The sequence below is a fragment of the Actinoplanes sp. NPDC051470 genome (genome assembly GCF_040682035.1).
Classification (GTDB): domain Bacteria; phylum Actinomycetota; class Actinomycetes; order Mycobacteriales; family Micromonosporaceae; genus Actinoplanes.
The window spans coordinates 54,726-70,536 of sequence record NZ_JBFBAA010000017.1; the positions used below are offsets into that span (position 1 = coordinate 54,726).

At 72.9% G+C, this 15,811-nt stretch carries 15 protein-coding genes; 5 read left to right on the forward strand and 10 right to left on the reverse strand.

The features are described from left to right. Nucleotide 1 precedes the first annotated feature (1 nt). Both AB0M54_RS27695 and AB0M54_RS27700 read left to right on the forward strand, forming a co-directional pair. Nucleotides 2-766 carry an aminotransferase class IV gene (locus AB0M54_RS27695; protein WP_364474484.1) on the forward strand — a complete coding sequence of 255 codons (765 nt, stop codon included), beginning with the start codon at nt 2-4 and terminating at the stop codon, nt 764-766. A gap of 1,024 nt (nt 767-1,790) precedes the next feature. After that, a complete protein-coding gene (locus AB0M54_RS27700; RefSeq protein ID WP_364474486.1) occupies nt 1,791-2,666 on the forward strand; it encodes a sigma-70 family RNA polymerase sigma factor in 876 nt (291 codons plus the stop codon). A gap of 42 nt (nt 2,667-2,708) precedes the next feature. Here the strand turns inward: AB0M54_RS27700 and AB0M54_RS27705 are convergent, their stop codons facing one another. The 6 genes from AB0M54_RS27705 to AB0M54_RS27730 form a co-directional block, all read right to left on the reverse strand. Further along, nucleotides 2,709-3,131: a DUF6188 family protein gene (locus AB0M54_RS27705; RefSeq protein ID WP_364327702.1), complete on the reverse strand. Its 423-nt coding sequence runs from the start codon at nt 3,129-3,131 to the stop codon at nt 2,709-2,711. 53 nt (nt 3,132-3,184) lie between these two features. Beyond that, complete coding sequence (locus AB0M54_RS27710) at nt 3,185-3,898, reverse strand: hypothetical protein (RefSeq protein WP_364474487.1); 714 nt, start codon at nt 3,896-3,898, stop codon at nt 3,185-3,187. Next, a complete protein-coding gene (locus AB0M54_RS27715; RefSeq protein ID WP_364327697.1) occupies nt 3,895-6,531 on the reverse strand; it encodes an FtsK/SpoIIIE domain-containing protein in 2,637 nt (878 codons plus the stop codon). Before AB0M54_RS27715 ends, AB0M54_RS27710 begins: the two co-directional genes overlap by 4 nt. Continuing rightward, nucleotides 6,524-7,432, reverse strand: a complete 909-nt coding sequence (locus AB0M54_RS27720; RefSeq protein ID WP_364327694.1) for a hypothetical protein — start codon at nt 7,430-7,432, stop codon at nt 6,524-6,526. Before AB0M54_RS27720 ends, AB0M54_RS27715 begins: the two co-directional genes overlap by 8 nt. Before the next feature lie 5 nt (nt 7,433-7,437). Beyond that, entirely contained in the window at nt 7,438-7,698 is a 261-nt protein-coding gene (locus tag AB0M54_RS27725; RefSeq protein ID WP_364327691.1) for a hypothetical protein, read from the reverse strand. Between the two features lie 99 nt (nt 7,699-7,797). Continuing rightward, nucleotides 7,798-8,175, reverse strand: a complete 378-nt coding sequence (locus AB0M54_RS27730) for a hypothetical protein (protein WP_364474489.1) — start codon at nt 8,173-8,175, stop codon at nt 7,798-7,800. A 100-nt stretch (nt 8,176-8,275) separates the two neighbouring features. Here AB0M54_RS27730 and AB0M54_RS27735 point away from each other — a divergent pair, with 100 nt between their 5' ends. Continuing rightward, entirely contained in the window at nt 8,276-10,741 is a 2,466-nt protein-coding gene (locus AB0M54_RS27735; RefSeq protein ID WP_364474491.1) for an ATP-dependent Clp protease ATP-binding subunit, read from the forward strand. Here AB0M54_RS27735 and AB0M54_RS27740 read toward each other — a convergent pair. Both AB0M54_RS27740 and AB0M54_RS27745 read right to left on the reverse strand, forming a co-directional pair. Continuing rightward, nucleotides 10,712-11,689, reverse strand: a complete 978-nt coding sequence (locus tag AB0M54_RS27740) for a LysR family transcriptional regulator (protein WP_364327682.1) — start codon at nt 11,687-11,689, stop codon at nt 10,712-10,714. The two genes, AB0M54_RS27735 and AB0M54_RS27740, sit on opposite strands and share 30 nt — an antisense overlap. 95 nt (nt 11,690-11,784) lie before the next feature. Then, nucleotides 11,785-12,384, reverse strand: coding sequence for a hemerythrin domain-containing protein (locus tag AB0M54_RS27745; RefSeq protein WP_364327679.1), 600 nt, complete (start codon nt 12,382-12,384; stop codon nt 11,785-11,787). 58 nt (nt 12,385-12,442) lie between these two features. Here AB0M54_RS27745 and AB0M54_RS27750 point away from each other — a divergent pair, with 58 nt between their 5' ends. Both AB0M54_RS27750 and AB0M54_RS27755 read left to right on the forward strand, forming a co-directional pair. Further along, complete coding sequence (locus AB0M54_RS27750) at nt 12,443-13,750, forward strand: M20/M25/M40 family metallo-hydrolase (RefSeq protein ID WP_364327676.1); 1,308 nt, start codon at nt 12,443-12,445, stop codon at nt 13,748-13,750. 42 nt (nt 13,751-13,792) lie between these two features. After that, on the forward strand, nt 13,793-14,449 hold the full coding sequence (locus tag AB0M54_RS27755; RefSeq protein WP_364327673.1) for a hypothetical protein: 657 nt from the start codon (nt 13,793-13,795) through the stop codon (nt 14,447-14,449). A gap of 10 nt (nt 14,450-14,459) precedes the next feature. Here the strand turns inward: AB0M54_RS27755 and AB0M54_RS27760 are convergent, their stop codons facing one another. Beyond that, on the reverse strand, nt 14,460-14,651 hold the full coding sequence (locus AB0M54_RS27760; protein WP_364327670.1) for a DUF5703 family protein: 192 nt from the start codon (nt 14,649-14,651) through the stop codon (nt 14,460-14,462). Nucleotides 14,652-14,656: 5 nt separating this feature from the next. Next, a complete protein-coding gene (locus AB0M54_RS27765) occupies nt 14,657-15,760 on the reverse strand; it encodes a hypothetical protein (protein ID WP_364474493.1) in 1,104 nt (367 codons plus the stop codon). Nucleotides 15,761-15,811: the final 51 nt, after the last annotated feature.

Here is a 15,811-nt window from a genome sequence, read left to right on the forward strand (position 1 = left end):
GGTGCTGCACATCGAGCTGAACGGCCAGCCTCCGAGCGCCCAGGCGCTGGCCACGATCGCCGTCACCAACTACGGCCACTTCACCTCGATGCAGGTCCGCGACGGCAAGGTCCGCGGCATGGCCCTCCACCTGGCCCGCCTCGACGACGCCAACGAGAAGTTCTTCGGCGACCGCGGCGACGTCGACGACGAACTGCGCCTGCGTTCCTGGATCCGGCACGCCCTCGGCGACCGGTCCGACGCCTCGGTGCGCGTCGCGTACACCGACGAGGGTGTCCTGATCTCGGTCTCCGACCCGGTCGAGGAACCCACCACCCCGATCCGCGTGCGCACCGAGCTCTACGAACGTCCCTGGCCCGAGCAGAAGCACAGCGCCACCATGGGCCTCCGCTACGCCCAGCGCACGGCCCGCGAGGCCGGCTACGACGACGCGCTGTTCATCGGCCCCGACGCCCTGGTACGCGAGGGCTCAACCTGGAACGTGGCCTTCTGGGACGGCGGCCAGGTCGTCCTCCCCATGGCCCCCATGCTCAAGGGCGTCACCATAGTCCTGCTCCAGATCGCGATGTCCATGACCGGCATCCCCTGGACCATGCGCCCCGTCCGCCGCGACGACCTCCCCGACCTCCTGGCCGCCGCCGCCGTCAACTCCCACTCCCCGGCCCGCCGCATAGCCGCCGTCGACGACATCGTCTTCGACGAACACGACCAGCTCACCAAGGCCTTGCACACAGCCTGGGACACCGTCCCCTGGGACGACATCTGACACCCGCCCACCTGGCACAACGCCCGTACCCCCACCCTCCATGATCAACAGCTTGGTTCCAGGCCGTAGTCGCTCCCGCCGAGGCGCCGTCGTCCCACCACCCAACTTCAAGATCAAGAGCGTGATGTCGCACCTGGGTGGGTGGCACAGACCGCAGCTCCCGCCGGGGCCGGGCGCGCGGCTCCAAGGCCGCGGGGCGGCCAGAACAGAGCCGCGCACCCTTCATTCTGCGTAAGCGGTCACCCTCCGGCGCTCCGCGCCACCCAACACCGCCCGCGTCCCATGTTGGCCCCGCCTAACGCCTCCCGCGCCGGCCCCGCCAACGCCTCCCGCGCCGCCCCGAACAACGCTCCTTGCGCCGGTTCCCTCAGCGCGTCAGCCTGCAGCGCGTCAGCCTGAGGCCCCGGCGCGCCACCCCGCAGCCTCTGCGTCGGCCCAGCCCTCGGCGTCGTCCTAGCAGCGCGCCTCCCACGATGCGCGAGCACCCAATGTTCCCATCGGCGCGCGTCCACCCGCGGGGCCGCCTCTCGACGTCCGGCCCGGACCAGCCCACCGGCGCCCTTTGCTCTGAGCGCATATAGGCACCACTTCGATGGCGGTTGTATCCGGATGACATGACCATCCGGGTGGTGCCTATATGCACTCAGAGCAAAGGGGCCGAGGCGGCTTCCCCGGGGCGAGCGGGCGAGGCGCGTCGCGATGCAGCGGTGGGTCATGCGCGGTAGGCCGTGCGCGGTGTGCCGTGGGCGGGTGAGCCGTGCGCGGTGTGCCGTGGGCGGTGTGCCGTGGGCGGTGTGCCGTGGGCGGTGTGCCGTGCGCGGTGTGCCGTGGGCGGTGGGTCATGCGGGGTGCGGTCATGCCGGGGTGGGCAATGCGCGGTTCGGTGGTAGGACGTGTGCGGTGGGAGGTGTTCGGCCTGGGAGTCGGCGGTCGGCGTTCCTCCGGTGGGGTCTTTTGGGCGGCGGATGGCGGGGTGACCATGGCCACCTGTTGTCGGCGAAGGCGCCGGGCGATGATGTGGGGCGTGGGGGAGCTGGACGAGGCTGCGGCGGTGTTTCAGGGGGTGCGGCCTCGGCTGTTCGGGATCGCGTACCGGATGCTTGGCAGTGTCGGTGAGGCCGAGGATCTGGTGCAGGATGTGTGGTTGCGCTGGCAGGGGGCCGATCGCGGGGTGGTCGAGAATCCGGCGGCGTTCCTGGCTACCACCGCGACGCGGCTGGCGATCAACGCGTTGCGGTCGGCTCGGGCGCGCCGGGAGACCTATGTCGGGCCGTGGCTGCCGGAGCCGGTCGACACCAGCGCCGACCCGTTCCTCGGGGCCGAGCGCGGGGAAGCGCTGGAGCTCGCGGTCCTGCTGTTGATGGAGAAGCTCACCCCGCAGGAACGCGCGGCCTATGTGCTGCGTGAGGCTTTCGATTACCCGTACGGTCAGATCGCCCTGATTCTGAACGCTACCGAGCCGGCCGTGCGGCAGCTGGTCAGCCGGGCCCGCCGGCATGTCGCCGGTGACCGGAAGGCGCCGGTGCCGGAGGCCGCCCAGCGCAAGCTGCTCGCCACCTTCCTCGACGCCGCCCGCGGTGGCGACCTCGCGGCGCTGGAGGAGATGTTCGCGGCCGACGTGGCGAGCATCTCGGACGGCGACGGCGCCCGCAACGTGGCCCGCAAGGAGGTCGTCGGCGCCGCCCGGGTGGCGAAGTTCATCGCCGCGTTCTCGTCGTGGTACTGGGACGGCGTCACGCTGGAGTGGATCACCGCGAACGGGCGGCCGGGCGCGGTCATGCGCCGTGGTGACGCCCTGCTCGGGCTGGTCACGCTGACCGCCTCCGCGGACGGCATCGACCAGCTCCTGTGGCAGCTGAACACCAGCAAGCTCGGCGCCGTGGCCGGCGGTCGGGCGTAGGCGCCCCAGAAGGCGATCGGGCGTAGGCGCCTCAGGCGGCGGTCAGGCGTGATCGCCCCAGACGGCGATCTCGCCCCGGGCCAGGCAGACGATCAGGACGCCGCCGGGGGCGGAGACCGCCCAGGACTCCACGTCGGAGTCGACGCCGACCAGCAGGGACGCGCCGCTCGTGAAGGTGATCATCAGCTCGCCGCCGGTGTAGGTGCGGGCGTCCTGGACGGTGTCGCCGAGCAGGGTGGCCAGGTCGTCCGAGGGATCGTCGCCGGGCTCGACGTAGACGCGGCCGGCGGGGCCGTCGAGGCGGGCGAGGGTTTCGATGAGGACCTGGCTGCCGCCGGCGAAGCCCAGCACGATGGCGTGGCCGAGGCGCACGAATTCCAGCTTCTGCCCGGCGAGCAGGTCGATCGGCCGTGCCTGCGGGGGACGCAATCCGGCGTCCATGTCGGTGACCATGACTGGCAACATGGCGGAACCGTAGAACGGCCCGCCATAAGAGAGCCTTAACGGTGAAAAAGTTTTCAGCCCGCGGGCCGGACCGCCGCCCACAGCAGCGCTGCGGTGAACAGGCCGGTGACCAGCACCGTGGCGATCGCGGTGGGGTCGAGCCCGACGCCGCGGCGGTCGGCGACGCGTTTGGCGCCGAACACGGCGAGGACCGGGCCGACCAGCATCACGATCAGGGCCAGCACGGGCAGGCCGACGGCCCAGTCGCCGCCCGCCTCGCGGCCGGCCCAGCGCAGGACCTGGTGTGCGGCCACGCCGCAGGCGCCGCCGAGGAAGCCGAACGCGGCGAACATGATCGTCGTCGCGCCGGTCAGCGGGCGCGGGGGCGCCGGCTTCAGCCGGGCGGTCGCCGCGGCCTCCTGGAGGTAGTCGTCGGGGCTGCGGTCGCGCTGCTGGGGGATGGTCGGCTCGGGCGCGGTGATGCCGAACCGTTCGGCCTTGCCGCCGGTCTGGTGGACGTAGCTGCTCCAGGCGTCGGCGACCTCGGCCTCGACGCCCTCGCGGGACTTCTGGGCGGCGCGGACGGCCCGCTCGGCCGTCCGGACGTCTTCCTCGGCGATGCGCAGCTTGTCGGCGGCCGCGGCCACCCGCTCATCGTGCCACTGGGTGGCCTCGTCGCGGTCGGCGGCGGCCGCGGCGTCCAGGCCGGCGAGCTGCCGGACCAGGCCGCGGTAGCCGGCGTCGTCGAGGCCGGGCAGGCGGGCGGGCTGGGGACCGGGGGCGGTCATGAGGCGCCGTAGGGGATGATGACCTCGGCCCCGCGGTGCACCGAACGGTCGAAGTGCAGCGCCCGCCACGGCCGCGGATACCAGGGCGGCGCGCCGGTTCCGGGGAAGAACGGCGACAGTTCACTGCCGTGTACGTCGAGCGCCACCCACGCCCCGATCGGGTCGGTGCGGGACGCCTGCCCGCCGAGCGTGTCCCGCAGCAGCGCCGCGCCCCGCCACCAACCGAGCACGTGGATCCGCCGTTCCGGTCCTTGCCGCAGGATCCGCAGCACGCTCCCGCCGAGCGACGGCACCGCGTCCACCGCGTAGAGGAAGAGGAAGTGTGGCCGCTCGGCCGGCGCGTCCCCGGCCTCCGCGGCGGTGTCCTCCAGCAGCCAGTCCACGTTGGACGTGTCGTAGAACCCGGTGTCGGCCGGGTTGAGGTCGGACTTGAGCGTGTCCACCGCGCCGCTGGCGTCGGTGTCGAGGCAGGCCACCGAGAAGCGGGCCTCGCCGGGGCCGAACTGCGTGGCCAGCGAGCGCGCCGCGGTGCCGAGGATCGCGCAGGCCTCGTCGATCCGGGTGCCGAGGACGGCGAGGTTGCGGCCGGGGGCGCGGCGCAGTTCGGTCCGCGCCGAGCGCGCCGCCACGTCGATGGTCTCGCCGAGCAGCACCACCGGCGACGCCGGCCGCAGCCCGCCCTGGAGCTTGCGGAAGTCGGGGCTGTCCTCGAGCCGCGGGATGGCGTCGCCGTCGAACAGCCGCGGCGCCGGCAGCTCCTGCGGGCGCCGCCGCCACAGCCGGTGCTGCAGCTCGCTCCAGCTCGTCCGGTCGCCGGCCGCCGGCACCCGCACGACCTTGTTCGCCGGGTACGCCCCGGAGTCGGCGTTGACCACCGCGTGGTAGCGCGGCAGCGACTCGGCGGCCAGGTTGGTCTCGGCCAGCACCCGCCGCGCCCGGGGCAGGGCGATCCGCAGCGAGAACTGGGCGACCAGCGCCGGCCGCCCCCACAGCGCCTCGATGCCGGACACGTCCTGGCTGGCCAGGACCAGGTGGATGCCCTGGGACCGGCCCCGCCGGGCGAGGTCTTCGAGCAGGTCGACCGCCTCGCCGGCCACCGCGTCCCGGCCGGCCAGCAGCACCTGGAACTCGTCGACCACGGCGACGATCCGGGGCCAGTGGCCGTCCGGGTCCTCGGCCCGCAGCTCGGCCAGGTTGGTGACCTCGTGCCGCTTGGCCGCGTCGGCCCGCCGCCGCAGTTCGCCGCCGAGGAAGCGGAGCAATGCCAGCCCGAACTCGCGGTCGGTGTTCACGTTCACCCCGACCAGGCGTACGTGGGGGAGCCAGCTCGGGTCGCGACGGCCCGGCGCGAACCGGGCGAAGGACACCCCCTCCTTGAAGTCGAGCAGGTAGAAGGCCAGCTCGTGGGGGGAGTAGCGGGCTGACAGGGCGCCCATCCAGGCGTAGATCAGGTTGGTCTTGCCGGTGCCGGACGGGCCGGCGATCAGCGCGTGAGGTGGGTAGTCGGCCAGCGTCACCCGCACCTCGGTGCCCTGCGGGCTGTCGCCCAGCGGGGCGGTCAGCCCGAGCGCCGAATCCTCCTGCCACTCCTCGGCCGGCAGCAGGCTGGCCAGCGCGACCGGGGCCGGCCCGGCGGCCACCTCGTCGGCGATCCGCCGGCTGGTCAGCGTGAGCACCCCGGCGGGCGGCCCGGGGTCGAGCCGGATCGGCAGGTCGCCGGCGCCGCTGGCCCGGGCGTCGTCACCGGGGGCGGCGGCGATCACCTCGATGCCGGGCACCGCCCGCACGCCGAGACCACGGATGACCAGGTGCACCCCGCAGGCCGTGCCGGTGCGCAGCAGCCGTTCCAGCTGCTGGCGTTCGGGCTTGGTCAGGGCGCCCGGGTTGAGCAGGACGGCGATCCGCCACGGTTCGGGGCGGCGCCCGGTGGCGGCGGCCAGCTCGCGCAGGGACGTGTGCTCGCCGGCCAGCACGGTCTCGTTGATCCGGCGTACGTGTTCGACCAGCTCGTCGAGCAGGGCGGGCAGGCCGCCGGGTCCGACGAAGGTGAGCACGCCGGCGCCGGCCAGGGGCGCGAAGCCGGCCAGCCCGCCGCCCAGGTTCTCGGGGTCGTAGCCGGTCAGGCGTACGGTGCCGGGCGGCGCCGAGCCGAGCGCCCGCAGCAGCAGGCCGGCCACCACCTCGTCGCAGAGCCGGTCGTCGTCGCCCCGCACCACCACGTGACCGCGGTCGAGGAGCGGAACCAGGGCCGGAACCTCACCCGAGTACGGCAGGAGCAACCGCCCGATCCGCAGCTCGGGCGCGGTGTCCCCGGGCATGCCGGGGGTCGGCTGCCAGCTCTCCCAGGGGTCACCGGCCGCGCCCGGCGCTCCGGTCTGCCCGGCTGCCGCGGCCGCTCCGGCCAGCGCCGCGAGCTCGTCGTGGTGCCGGTGCGCGATGTCCCGCAGCCGGTTGTCCCGGGCGTGCGCGAGCTGCACGCGTTGCCGGTCGGCCGCGGCGGCCAGCCGGTCGCGGCGTTCGACGGCGGCGATGTGCCGTTGCTGGGCCTCGCTGAGGGTGGCGTCGGCGGCGCCCAGTGCCTGGGCCAGGGCGGCGCGGACGTCGAGCGTCTGCTGGGCGAGTGGATCAGGCATCGGCGCCGTTCATCGGTCGTTCCTCGGGGCGCCGCGGCAGCGGCTCGGGCGCGGTCGGGTCGAGGGTGGACGCGTCCCGGCCGAGGCGGGCGAGCAGCACGCCGGCCACCACGCTGGACGCGACCGCGGAGTCGGCCGGGTGGGGCTGGTCGCCGTCCGGCGACTTGGCCCGGCAGGTGCGGCTGATCACCGCGTCCAGGGCGGCGGGGGAGATGCCGGGCAGCAGCGACCGCACCCGCCCGGAGACCGCTGTCCGCAGCCGGCTCACGTCGTCCGGCCGCGGCTCGTGGCCCAGCAGGTCACCGGCCAGCCGGCGGAGCACCGGCCCGGCCGCGGCGGAGAGCGAGAGCCCGGTCGCCGCGTTCACCCCGTGCAGGTCGCGGCCGAGGCTGGCCCGGTCGCCGGCCCGGACCCGGCCGGCCACCCGGCGCAGCAGATCGGTGGTGCCGATCCGGCCGTCGGTGTTGTCGGCCTCGCCGGGCGCCTCGTTGGTGAGCTGTTCGACCCGGCGCTGCCACCACGGCCCGAGGCGTTCCGGCGGCGGCTGCTTGTCCTCGTCGCCGGGCGGCGGGGCGACCTTGTCCTTCTCCTCGTCGCGGTCGAGCCCGGACCGCCAGTCGCGGCCGGCGTCGCCACCCTGGCTCTCGCCGGACAGCCCGACCTGCGCGAGGTACGAGGCGATCGCGTCCTGGGCCAGCCGCAGCGCCGCCGCGGCGTGCTCGGCGTGTTCGGTGGCGTTGCCGAGCTGCGGCACGCCGATCGGGTCGACCGAGGTCTGCCGCACCCAGTTGAGCAGCTCGGTGGCGCTGCGCAGTTTCTCCATGGCGGCGGTCACCAGGCCGGTGGGCAGCTCGTCGGACGTCGCCCGGAGCTGGGCGCCTAACTCCTGCAGCAGCGACATGGCGGCTACAGGGTCGCCGTGTAGGTCTGGGCCTGCTCGACGGCGAGCAGGGTGGCGCCCATGCACTCCTCGAGCTGCTGGTCGGCCTGTGACAGCGAGGCATGCGCGGCGCCGACGGCGTCGTTGGCGCTGCCGTCGAGCGCGGCGGCCAGGCTCTGCTGAGCCTCGCCGAGCTTCTCACGCGCCGCCTGAATCGCCGCCTGACCTTCGGTGACCTGCTGCAACGCGGCATCGACTGCCGCGCGCACCTCGGCGACGCTGGCCACTCGTGCAGCCTCCCGCAGATGAGTACCTGACCACTTCTGGCCAGACTATCGCCCCTTGTGGGGCCCGCGTGCCAGGCCGTCCCATTCATTCAAGCGCACTCATCGTGGTACAGAGGACGGTCCCCGCACCTCGGCGCCAAGGTCGACGACCCGTCGGCGCAGCTCACGGTCTGCTGATACGACGATTACTCTGCGCTCGCGGCCGGCCGAGGCGACCGCGCCGACGATCGCGTCGTCGCCGGAGTTTGGCGCGCTTTCCACCCGTACACCCGGAATAGGTTTTATGCCTCGGGCCTTGCCCTCCACGATCAGGAGCACGTCGAGCGGCCCGGGAAGATCGGGCAGGCCGTCCGTCGCGACCGTGGCCAGCCCGTCGCGCAACCGTGCCGCCGCCCCGGCGCGATCGCGCCACCACCCGTCCGGCTTGGACCCGACGACGTTGGCGGCGTCCACGACCAGGAGCGGGTATTCCGTCATGAGAGCAGCGTCTCACAGCCGAGCGGCGGGAATCCGGCAGAGTTGACTCGACTTGACTCAACTGTGCGTCCGACGCCGGCGCACGTTGGGAGACGGACAAATGAGTGAGTGGGACGACCTGTTCGAGCGCTTCCTCGGCGCGGAATCGCGCCGCCAGCAGCGGATCGACATCACCCGATACATGAGCAACGACGCGCGGGCCGTGCTGTCCGATGCCGCCGCGCGCGCCGCCGAGACCTCGCCCGCGGGCGTGCCGGTGGCCGACCTCGACACCGACCACCTGCTGTGGTCCGCGTTGCAGCGCGAGCCGCTGCGGGCGCTGGCCAAGCGAGCCGGCGCCGACCCCGAGGCGGTCCTGGCCGAGATGGGTACGCCGGACGTCCGTTCCGCGGACCTCCCGGAGACGATCGCGCTGACCCCGGCGGCCAAGCGTGCCCTGCTGGACAGCCTGCAGATCTCCCGGGCCCTCGGATCGTCCTACGTCGGGCCCGAGCATGTGCTGATGGCGCTGGGCCTCAACCCCGACTCGGCGGCCGGCCGGCTGCTGAACGGCAAGATGGACCCGAGGGCCCTGGCCCAGCCGGACCAGCCGGCGGCCGGTGGCAACAGCAAGACGCCGACGGTCGAGCAGTTCGGCGTGGACCTGACCGCGATGGCCCGCCGCGGCGAGATCGACCCGGTGATCGGCCGGGCCGACGAGATCGAGCAGGCCGTCGAGGTGCTGTCCCGGCGGACCAAGAACAACCCGGTGCTGATCGGTGAGGCCGGCGTCGGCAAGACCGCGATCGTCGAGGGCCTGGCCCAGCGCATCGTCGACAACGACGTGCCGCTGACCCTGGAGGGCAAGCGGGTCATCCAGCTCGACCTGGCCGGCCTGGTCGCGGGCACCCGGTTCCGCGGCGACTTCGAGGAGCGGCTGGGCAAGGTGATCGACGAGATCCAGGAGCACGGCGACGACCTGATCGTCTTCCTGGACGAGATCCACACCCTGGTCGGCGCCGGTGGCGGCGGCGAGGGCGGCGGCACGGACGCGAGCAACATGCTCAAGCCGGCGCTGGCCCGCGGCCGGCTCCGGGTGGTCGGCGCGACCACCCTGGACGAGTACCGCAAGCACATCGAGAAGGACGCGGCCCTGGCCCGGCGCTTCCAGCCGGTCATGGTCGGTGAGCCGACGGTCGGAGACACCGTGCAGATCCTGCGCGGCCTGCGGGACAACTACGAGGCCCACCACCAGGTACGGATCACCGACGAGGCGCTGGACGCCGCGGCCGAGCTGTCCGACCGGTACATCACCGATCGGTTCCTGCCGGACAAGGCGATCGACCTGATCGACCAGGCCGGCGCGCGGGTGCGGCTGCGGGTGAAGACCCCGTCGGCCGACGTCCGGCGCGTGGAGGGCGAGCTGGAGCAGCTGACCCGCGACCGCGACCAGGCCGTGGCGGCGGAGAACTACGAGCGCGCGTCCGAGCTCCGCGACCAGATCGCGGCGCTGCAGACGCCGGCCGCCGAGAACAAGGAGGTGCCGCGGGTGACCCCGGTCGACGTGGCCGACGTGGTGTCCCGGGCCACCGGCATCCCGGTCACCCAGCTCACCGAGGAGGAGCGGGACCGCCTGCTGCGCCTCGAGGGGCACCTGCACGACCACGTGGTCGGGCAGGACGACGCGGTGGCCGCGGTGGCCGAGGCCGTGCGGCGTTCCCGCGCCGGGCTCGGCGACCCGGACCGGCCGGTCGGCAGCTTCCTCTTCCTCGGCCCGACCGGGGTCGGCAAGACCGAGCTGGCGCGCTCGCTGGCCGAGGCGCTGTTCGGCGACAGCGACCGGATGGTGCGGCTCGACATGAGCGAGTTCCAGGAGCGGCACACCGTGTCGCGGCTGGTCGGTGCGCCTCCCGGCTACGTCGGCTACGACGAGGCGGGGCAGCTGACCGAGGCGGTGCGGCGGCGTCCGTACAGCGTGGTGCTGCTCGACGAGATCGAGAAGGCCCACCCGGACGTGTTCAACATCCTGCTCCAGGTGCTGGACGACGGGAGGCTGACCGACAGCCAGGGCCGGACGGTGAGCTTCCGCAACACCGTCCTGATCATGACCAGCAACATCGGGTCGGACCTGATCGACGGTTCGCGGCGCAGTGTCGGCTTCGACACCGGGTCGTCGTCGGCCGACGACGCTCTCCGCGAGCAGCTCGACCGGCGGCTGCGGGACTCGTTCCGGCCGGAGTTCGTCAACCGGATCGACGAGATCATCGTCTTCCGCCGGTTGGAGAGCGAGCAGCTGCGGCAGATCACCGAGATGCTGCTGGAGGACACCCGGGGCCGGCTGGGCGCGCAGGACATCGCGCTCGAGGTCACCACGGCCGCGGTGGACTGGCTGGCCGAGCGCGGTTACCAGCCCGAGTTCGGGGCGCGTCCGTTGCGCCGGACGATCCAGCGCGAGCTGGACAACCGGCTGTCCCGGATGTTGCTCGCGGCCGATCTGGCGCCGGGTCAGACGGTCACCGCCGACGTGGTGGACGGTCAGCTCACGCTGACCGCCGGCTCACGCCGCAGCGAGGGTGTTGCCGCCTAGCTGCGGGTAGGCCCGGATCCAGTCGACATAGAGCGGATTGCGGGCGACGACCTCCTGGTAGGCGTCGACCGCCATCCCGATCAGCCGGGGCGCGACCTGGGCGGCGGGTGAGTCGGGGTGCCACCCGAGCACCTGCCGCCAGCGCACCGGCGCGCCGGCCAGCGGCCGGTGGGTGAGTCCGGCGGGCGCGCGGAAGGTGGGCTGACACAGCCCCAGCGCGCCGCCGGAGTCGACCATGTCGACCACCCCGCGGATGTCGGTCTCGAGGCAACGCTTGTGGGTGAAACCGGCGCGGGCGCAGGCCGCCGCGAAGCAGTCGGCGAAGCAGCCGTCGCCGGTGCCGGCCGCCCACTCCTCGTCGGCGAGCACGGCCAGGTCGATCTCGTCGTCCTTGGCGAACGGCGAGTCGGCCTGCATCAGCACGCAGACCGCGTCGATGGCGATGGTCTGCCAGACCAGCCCGTACTCGGCCGACGGCATCGCGTCGCCGCACACGCCGACCTGCGCGAAGTCGAGCTTCCCGTCGCGTACCAGGGTGGCCAGCTCCTCCACGTAGTACGACGCGTGGGTGGAGATCTGCGCCTCGGGCTGGGCCTCGGACAGCCGGTTCACCAGCCCGCCGATCACCGGCCCGCCGACCTGCCCGATCCGGTAGCGGCTCATCGTGTCGTCCGAGCCCGCGCCGGCCAGCCGGGCCGCCTCGTCCTGCAGGCCCTTCATCGCGGGCAGGAGCACCCGGGCCCGGGAGAGGACCAGCTCACCGAGCGCGGTCGGCCGGGCGCCGCGCCGGTCGCGGTCGAAGAGGGGTCCGCCGAGCGTACGTTCGATCCGTTGCAACTGGGCCGTCAGTGCGGGTTGCGCGAGTCCCAGCTGGGACGCCGCCTTGGTCACGCTGCCCGTCTCGGCGATCGCGCAGACCACCTTCAGATGCCGCAGCTCCAGGTTCATAGCGTGACGGTAGGACGTTCGCAGGATCCCGGCTAGACCTTCGGCCAGGCAAAGATCCCCCGTCTGTTGCAAACGGGTTAATTGACAACGGCCGATCAAAGGTCTTTCGCGTACGTTGTGCGCCTCGTCACAGCATCGCGTGCTTTGTCGGCCACCGCGACCACCGGGTCGATCACCTTGTTCCACGGTGGTCTGGCCGGTGTACCGGGATGCGGCCTGGTCGGCGCCGCCTCCTCGGCCGTCTCCACCCGGTTCCCGATCCGGATCAGGTCTTCCATCGGCACCATCTGGGCCAGCAGCGGGAACAGCTCCTCGGCGTCCGCCCGCGCGTGCCGGGCCACCGCCTCGCCGACCGCGGCGGCCGCCTCGGCGAAGCCCGGATCGTCGGGCCTGGCCCGATCCAGGCGTTGCAGCGTCACCAGCAGTTCGTGGTCCTCGGCCAGCTCCCGGTCGGCCAGCCGGTCGCCGTCCGGCACCACCTTGCGGACCGCCGGATACAGGTACTGCTCCTCGGCCGACAGGTGCCGGGACAGCTCGGCGACGAGCGCCTGGGCGTGCCGTCCACGTTCCGGCCCGGCCGGCAGGGCGGTCAGCTCCAGCAGTTCGCGGTGCTGCTCGGAGAGCACGTCGATGACATTGCGACCGGTCGTCTCGCCGCCGACGGGCGGCAGCGGAGGAAGATTCAGCGCGGACACGGCGCCGCTCGTACCCGCCGCCAAGATCTCCGAAACACCTGCCTGGTATGAAAGGCGGATGACCGACACCGCTGTCGACGAGGTCGTCGGCATCTGCCAGGACCTGTTGCGGATCGACACCACCAACACCGGCGACCAGCGCACCACGGTCGGCGAACGCGCCGCCGCCGAGTACGTCGCCGAGAAGCTCACCGAGGTGGGCGTCGAGGTGGTCATCCACGAATCGGCGCCGAAACGGGCCAACCTGGTCGCCCGCATCCCCGGGGCCGACCGCTCCCGCGGCGCCCTGCTCGTGCACGGCCACCTCGACGTGGTGCCCGCCGACGCCAGCGAGTGGTCGGTGCCGCCGTTCTCCGGCGAGGAGAAGGACGGCTACCTGTGGGGCCGCGGCGCGATCGACATGAAGGACTTCGACGCGATGATGCTCGCGACGGTCCGCCACTGGCAGCGGACCGGCGTGGTGCCGCCCCGCGACATCGTGCTCGCGTTCACCGCCGACGAGGAAGCCGGCATGACGTACGGCTCGCAGTTCCTCGTCCGTGAGCACGCCGACCTGTTCGAGGGCTGCACCGAGGCGATCGGCGAGGTCGGCGGCTTCTCCTACACGATCCACGACGACCTGCGGCTCTACCTCGTCGAGACGGCCGAGAAGGGGATCAACTGGCTGCGCCTGCACGCCAGGGGCCGGCCTGGGCACGGCTCGTTCGTGCACGACGACAACGCCGTCACCGCGGTCGCCGAGGCGGTCGCCGCGGTCGGCCGGCACCAGTTCCCGCTGGTGCTCACGCCGACCGTGCAAAGCTTCCTGGAGCGGGTCTCGGACGCGCTGGGCGTCGAGTTCGACCCGGCCGAGCCCGAGCTGACCATCGCCAAGCTCGGCCCGATCGCCAACCTGATCGGCGCCACCCTGCGCAACACGGCCAACCCGACCCGGCTCGAGGCGGGTTACAAGGACAACGTGATCCCCGGCAAGGCGTCCGCCACCATCGACTGCCGCACCCTGCCCGGCCAGGCCGAGATCTTCCTGACGCAGCTGCGCGGCCTGATCGGCCCGGACATCGAGATCGAGCACCTGCAGCAGCAGGCCGCGCTGGAGACCGGCTTCGACGGCGCGCTGGTCGAGGCGATGAGCGCCGCGCTGCGCGCGGAGGACCCGGGCGCGCGGGCGGTTCCCTACATGCTTTCGGGGGGTACGGACGCCAAGGCGTTCACCACCCTGGGCATCCGGTGCTTCGGCTTCGCCCCGCTCAAACTGCCCGCCGACCTCGCCTTCTCCTCGTTGTTCCACGGCATCGACGAGCGCGTCCCGGTCGAGGGACTAAGGTTCGGCGTGCGCGTGCTCGACCGGCTGCTGCGCGCCAGCTGACAACGCAATCCATCGGACCCCACCCGAGAGGACCCAACTCAGATGACCGACCGGATGGCGGACCTTGACGCCGCCCTGGACCGCGTGGTCGATGCCGCCCGCGCGCACCTGGCCGCGGTGAAAGCCGCCGAGGGACGCATCGACGACGACGGCGTCTGGCAGGCGTACGTGGCGCTCAACAACGCCTCGTTCGCCTACGACGAGCAGTTGCTGGACGCCTACGGCGAGGTGACGCCGTGGGACGTCGAGTCGATCGACCCGGACGAGGCCGATCAGCGCTTCGGGCTGGGCGTGGGCGGGCTGGACGGCGCCGAGCCGGCCGACGCGTACGCGCAGGTGATCTCGGTGAAGCAGCGGCGTGACTACCGGGTGCCCAGCGTGTCGGCGCTGCTCCGGGTGGCCGGCGCGGCCCGTCGCAACGCGGTGCCGGAGGACGAGGACCCCGACCCGATCGAGTCGGTCGGCGAGGCCGTGCTCGAGCTGCTGCAGTCCGGTGACGGCTCGCTCAGCTCGCTCGACGTGCCCGAGCTGGAGCCGCTCGACGGCCTGATCACGGTCAGCGAGACCGCCAAGCCGCTCGACCTCGAGGCGTACGAGGACAGCGACGGCGCCGGACCGTTCACGCCCAGCGCGGACGACCTGCTCGTCGGCCGTCTCGACGAGCACCCGTACCTCCCCGAGGAGGAGGACGAGCAGTAGTTCCGGACGGTCAGTAGGAGAGACCCGGCTGGGGGTTCTCCCGCACCTTGCGGCGGAGCACCACCTGCCGGGTCCCGTCCCGGAAGAGCTGCACCCGGGCGAGTTCCCACCCGGAGAACTCCGCCTGGATGGCGAGCTGCGCCGCGGCGGTCAACCGATCGACATTCGAAGGCAACCGCAGGGGCGCGTATTCGTAGTCCATGACTCCTAATATGCCTGCGGTTCCCGCGACCGCACCAGCCCTCGCCCGCAGTCCCGGCAGGCCGGGCGCCGCCGCAGGTGGTAGGCGTAGGTCGCGGCGCCCAGGGCGGCGCCCCACAGCGGCCAGGCCAGTTGCGGGATGTGGGCCAGGCTCAGCTCGGACGTGTAGAGCTCGGGCTCGCTGTAGAGGCCGAGCGACGCCGCGGTGACCGCCAGCGCGACGAACGTCGCCGGCACGGTGGCCAGCCGGATCGGCACCCGCTTGCCGGCCAGGCCGATCATCCAGCGCGGGAAGACCTCACCCCAGCGCTGCACCAGGCCCAGCGTCAGCACCGCCCCGGCCAGGGCGAACGCGCCCAGCCCGAGACCGGCCCAGACCATGCCGGTGCGCTGCATCTCGGCCAGGAACTCGTCGCTGATCCCGAACGGGATGCCGGCCGCCCAGGCCAGCCGGACCACCGCGTAGAAGGCCGGTACGGCCGCGGCCACGCCGGTCGCCCAGCGGCCCCAGCGCGCAGCCGCCCCGGGCGTGGTCCAGCCGCCCGCCCGGTCGTCGCGCCCGCAGGCCTCGCACGCCCCGGCGGTTCGACGCTGCCAGCGCAGCACGGCCAGGGCCACCAGCAGGCCGAGGGCCAGGCAGACCACCTGGTTGGCGTGCTGCCAGTTGAAGACGATGCCGTAGTCGATCGGCGGCCAGCCGAACGGCGCCCCGACGATCAGGATCGGCAGGTAGCCGGCCAGGGTCAGCAGACGGGTGTCCGGCACCACGATCACCAGCGCCACCACGACCGCCCAGCACCAGCCCAGCATGGCCAGCCGAGCCGCTCGCGTCGGGTGCCCAGCTGGCAGTGGTAGCTCAGAGCGGTATTCGTGGCTCGGATGCCGCTCCTGGCTACCACTGCCGTGCATGATCAGGAGCAGGACGGCGGTGATCAGGAGCATCCCGGCGAAGATCGGCGCGATCACGGCCGGGTCGAGGGTGCGGAGGACGCTGGTGCCGTTGCGGGGGTCGTCGCGCCCGAACGGGAAGCCGTGCCCGGCGAAGGTCCAGTACAGCCCGAGGGTGCCGTAGGCGGCGGCCGGACCGGCCGCCTTGATCTGAATGCTCATGCGTCCACGCTCGCGGTTCGCGCCGCACGGCGGATCCCGCCCAGGCGTGGA

Excerpts from the sequence above, each read along its gene's own strand:
- AB0M54_RS27740 (WP_364327682.1), bottom strand. The coding sequence starts at position 11,689 with ATGAACCTGGAGCTGCGGCATCTGAAGGTGGTCTGCGCGATCGCCGAG.
- AB0M54_RS27760 (WP_364327670.1), bottom strand. The coding sequence starts at position 14,651 with ATGGACTACGAATACGCGCCCCTGCGGTTGCCTTCGAATGTCGATCGG.
- AB0M54_RS27730 (WP_364474489.1), bottom strand. The coding sequence starts at position 8,175 with ATGACGGAATACCCGCTCCTGGTCGTGGACGCCGCCAACGTCGTCGGG.
- AB0M54_RS27735 (WP_364474491.1), top strand. The coding sequence starts at position 8,276 with ATGAGTGAGTGGGACGACCTGTTCGAGCGCTTCCTCGGCGCGGAATCG.
- AB0M54_RS27720 (WP_364327694.1), bottom strand. The coding sequence starts at position 7,432 with ATGTCGCTGCTGCAGGAGTTAGGCGCCCAGCTCCGGGCGACGTCCGAC.
- AB0M54_RS27705 (WP_364327702.1), bottom strand. The coding sequence starts at position 3,131 with ATGTTGCCAGTCATGGTCACCGACATGGACGCCGGATTGCGTCCCCCG.
- AB0M54_RS27755 (WP_364327673.1), top strand. The coding sequence starts at position 13,793 with ATGACCGACCGGATGGCGGACCTTGACGCCGCCCTGGACCGCGTGGTC.
- AB0M54_RS27710 (WP_364474487.1), bottom strand. The coding sequence starts at position 3,898 with ATGACCGCCCCCGGTCCCCAGCCCGCCCGCCTGCCCGGCCTCGACGAC.
- AB0M54_RS27765 (WP_364474493.1), bottom strand. The coding sequence starts at position 15,760 with ATGAGCATTCAGATCAAGGCGGCCGGTCCGGCCGCCGCCTACGGCACC.
- AB0M54_RS27715 (WP_364327697.1), bottom strand. The coding sequence starts at position 6,531 with ATGCCTGATCCACTCGCCCAGCAGACGCTCGACGTCCGCGCCGCCCTG.
- AB0M54_RS27750 (WP_364327676.1), top strand. The coding sequence starts at position 12,443 with ATGACCGACACCGCTGTCGACGAGGTCGTCGGCATCTGCCAGGACCTG.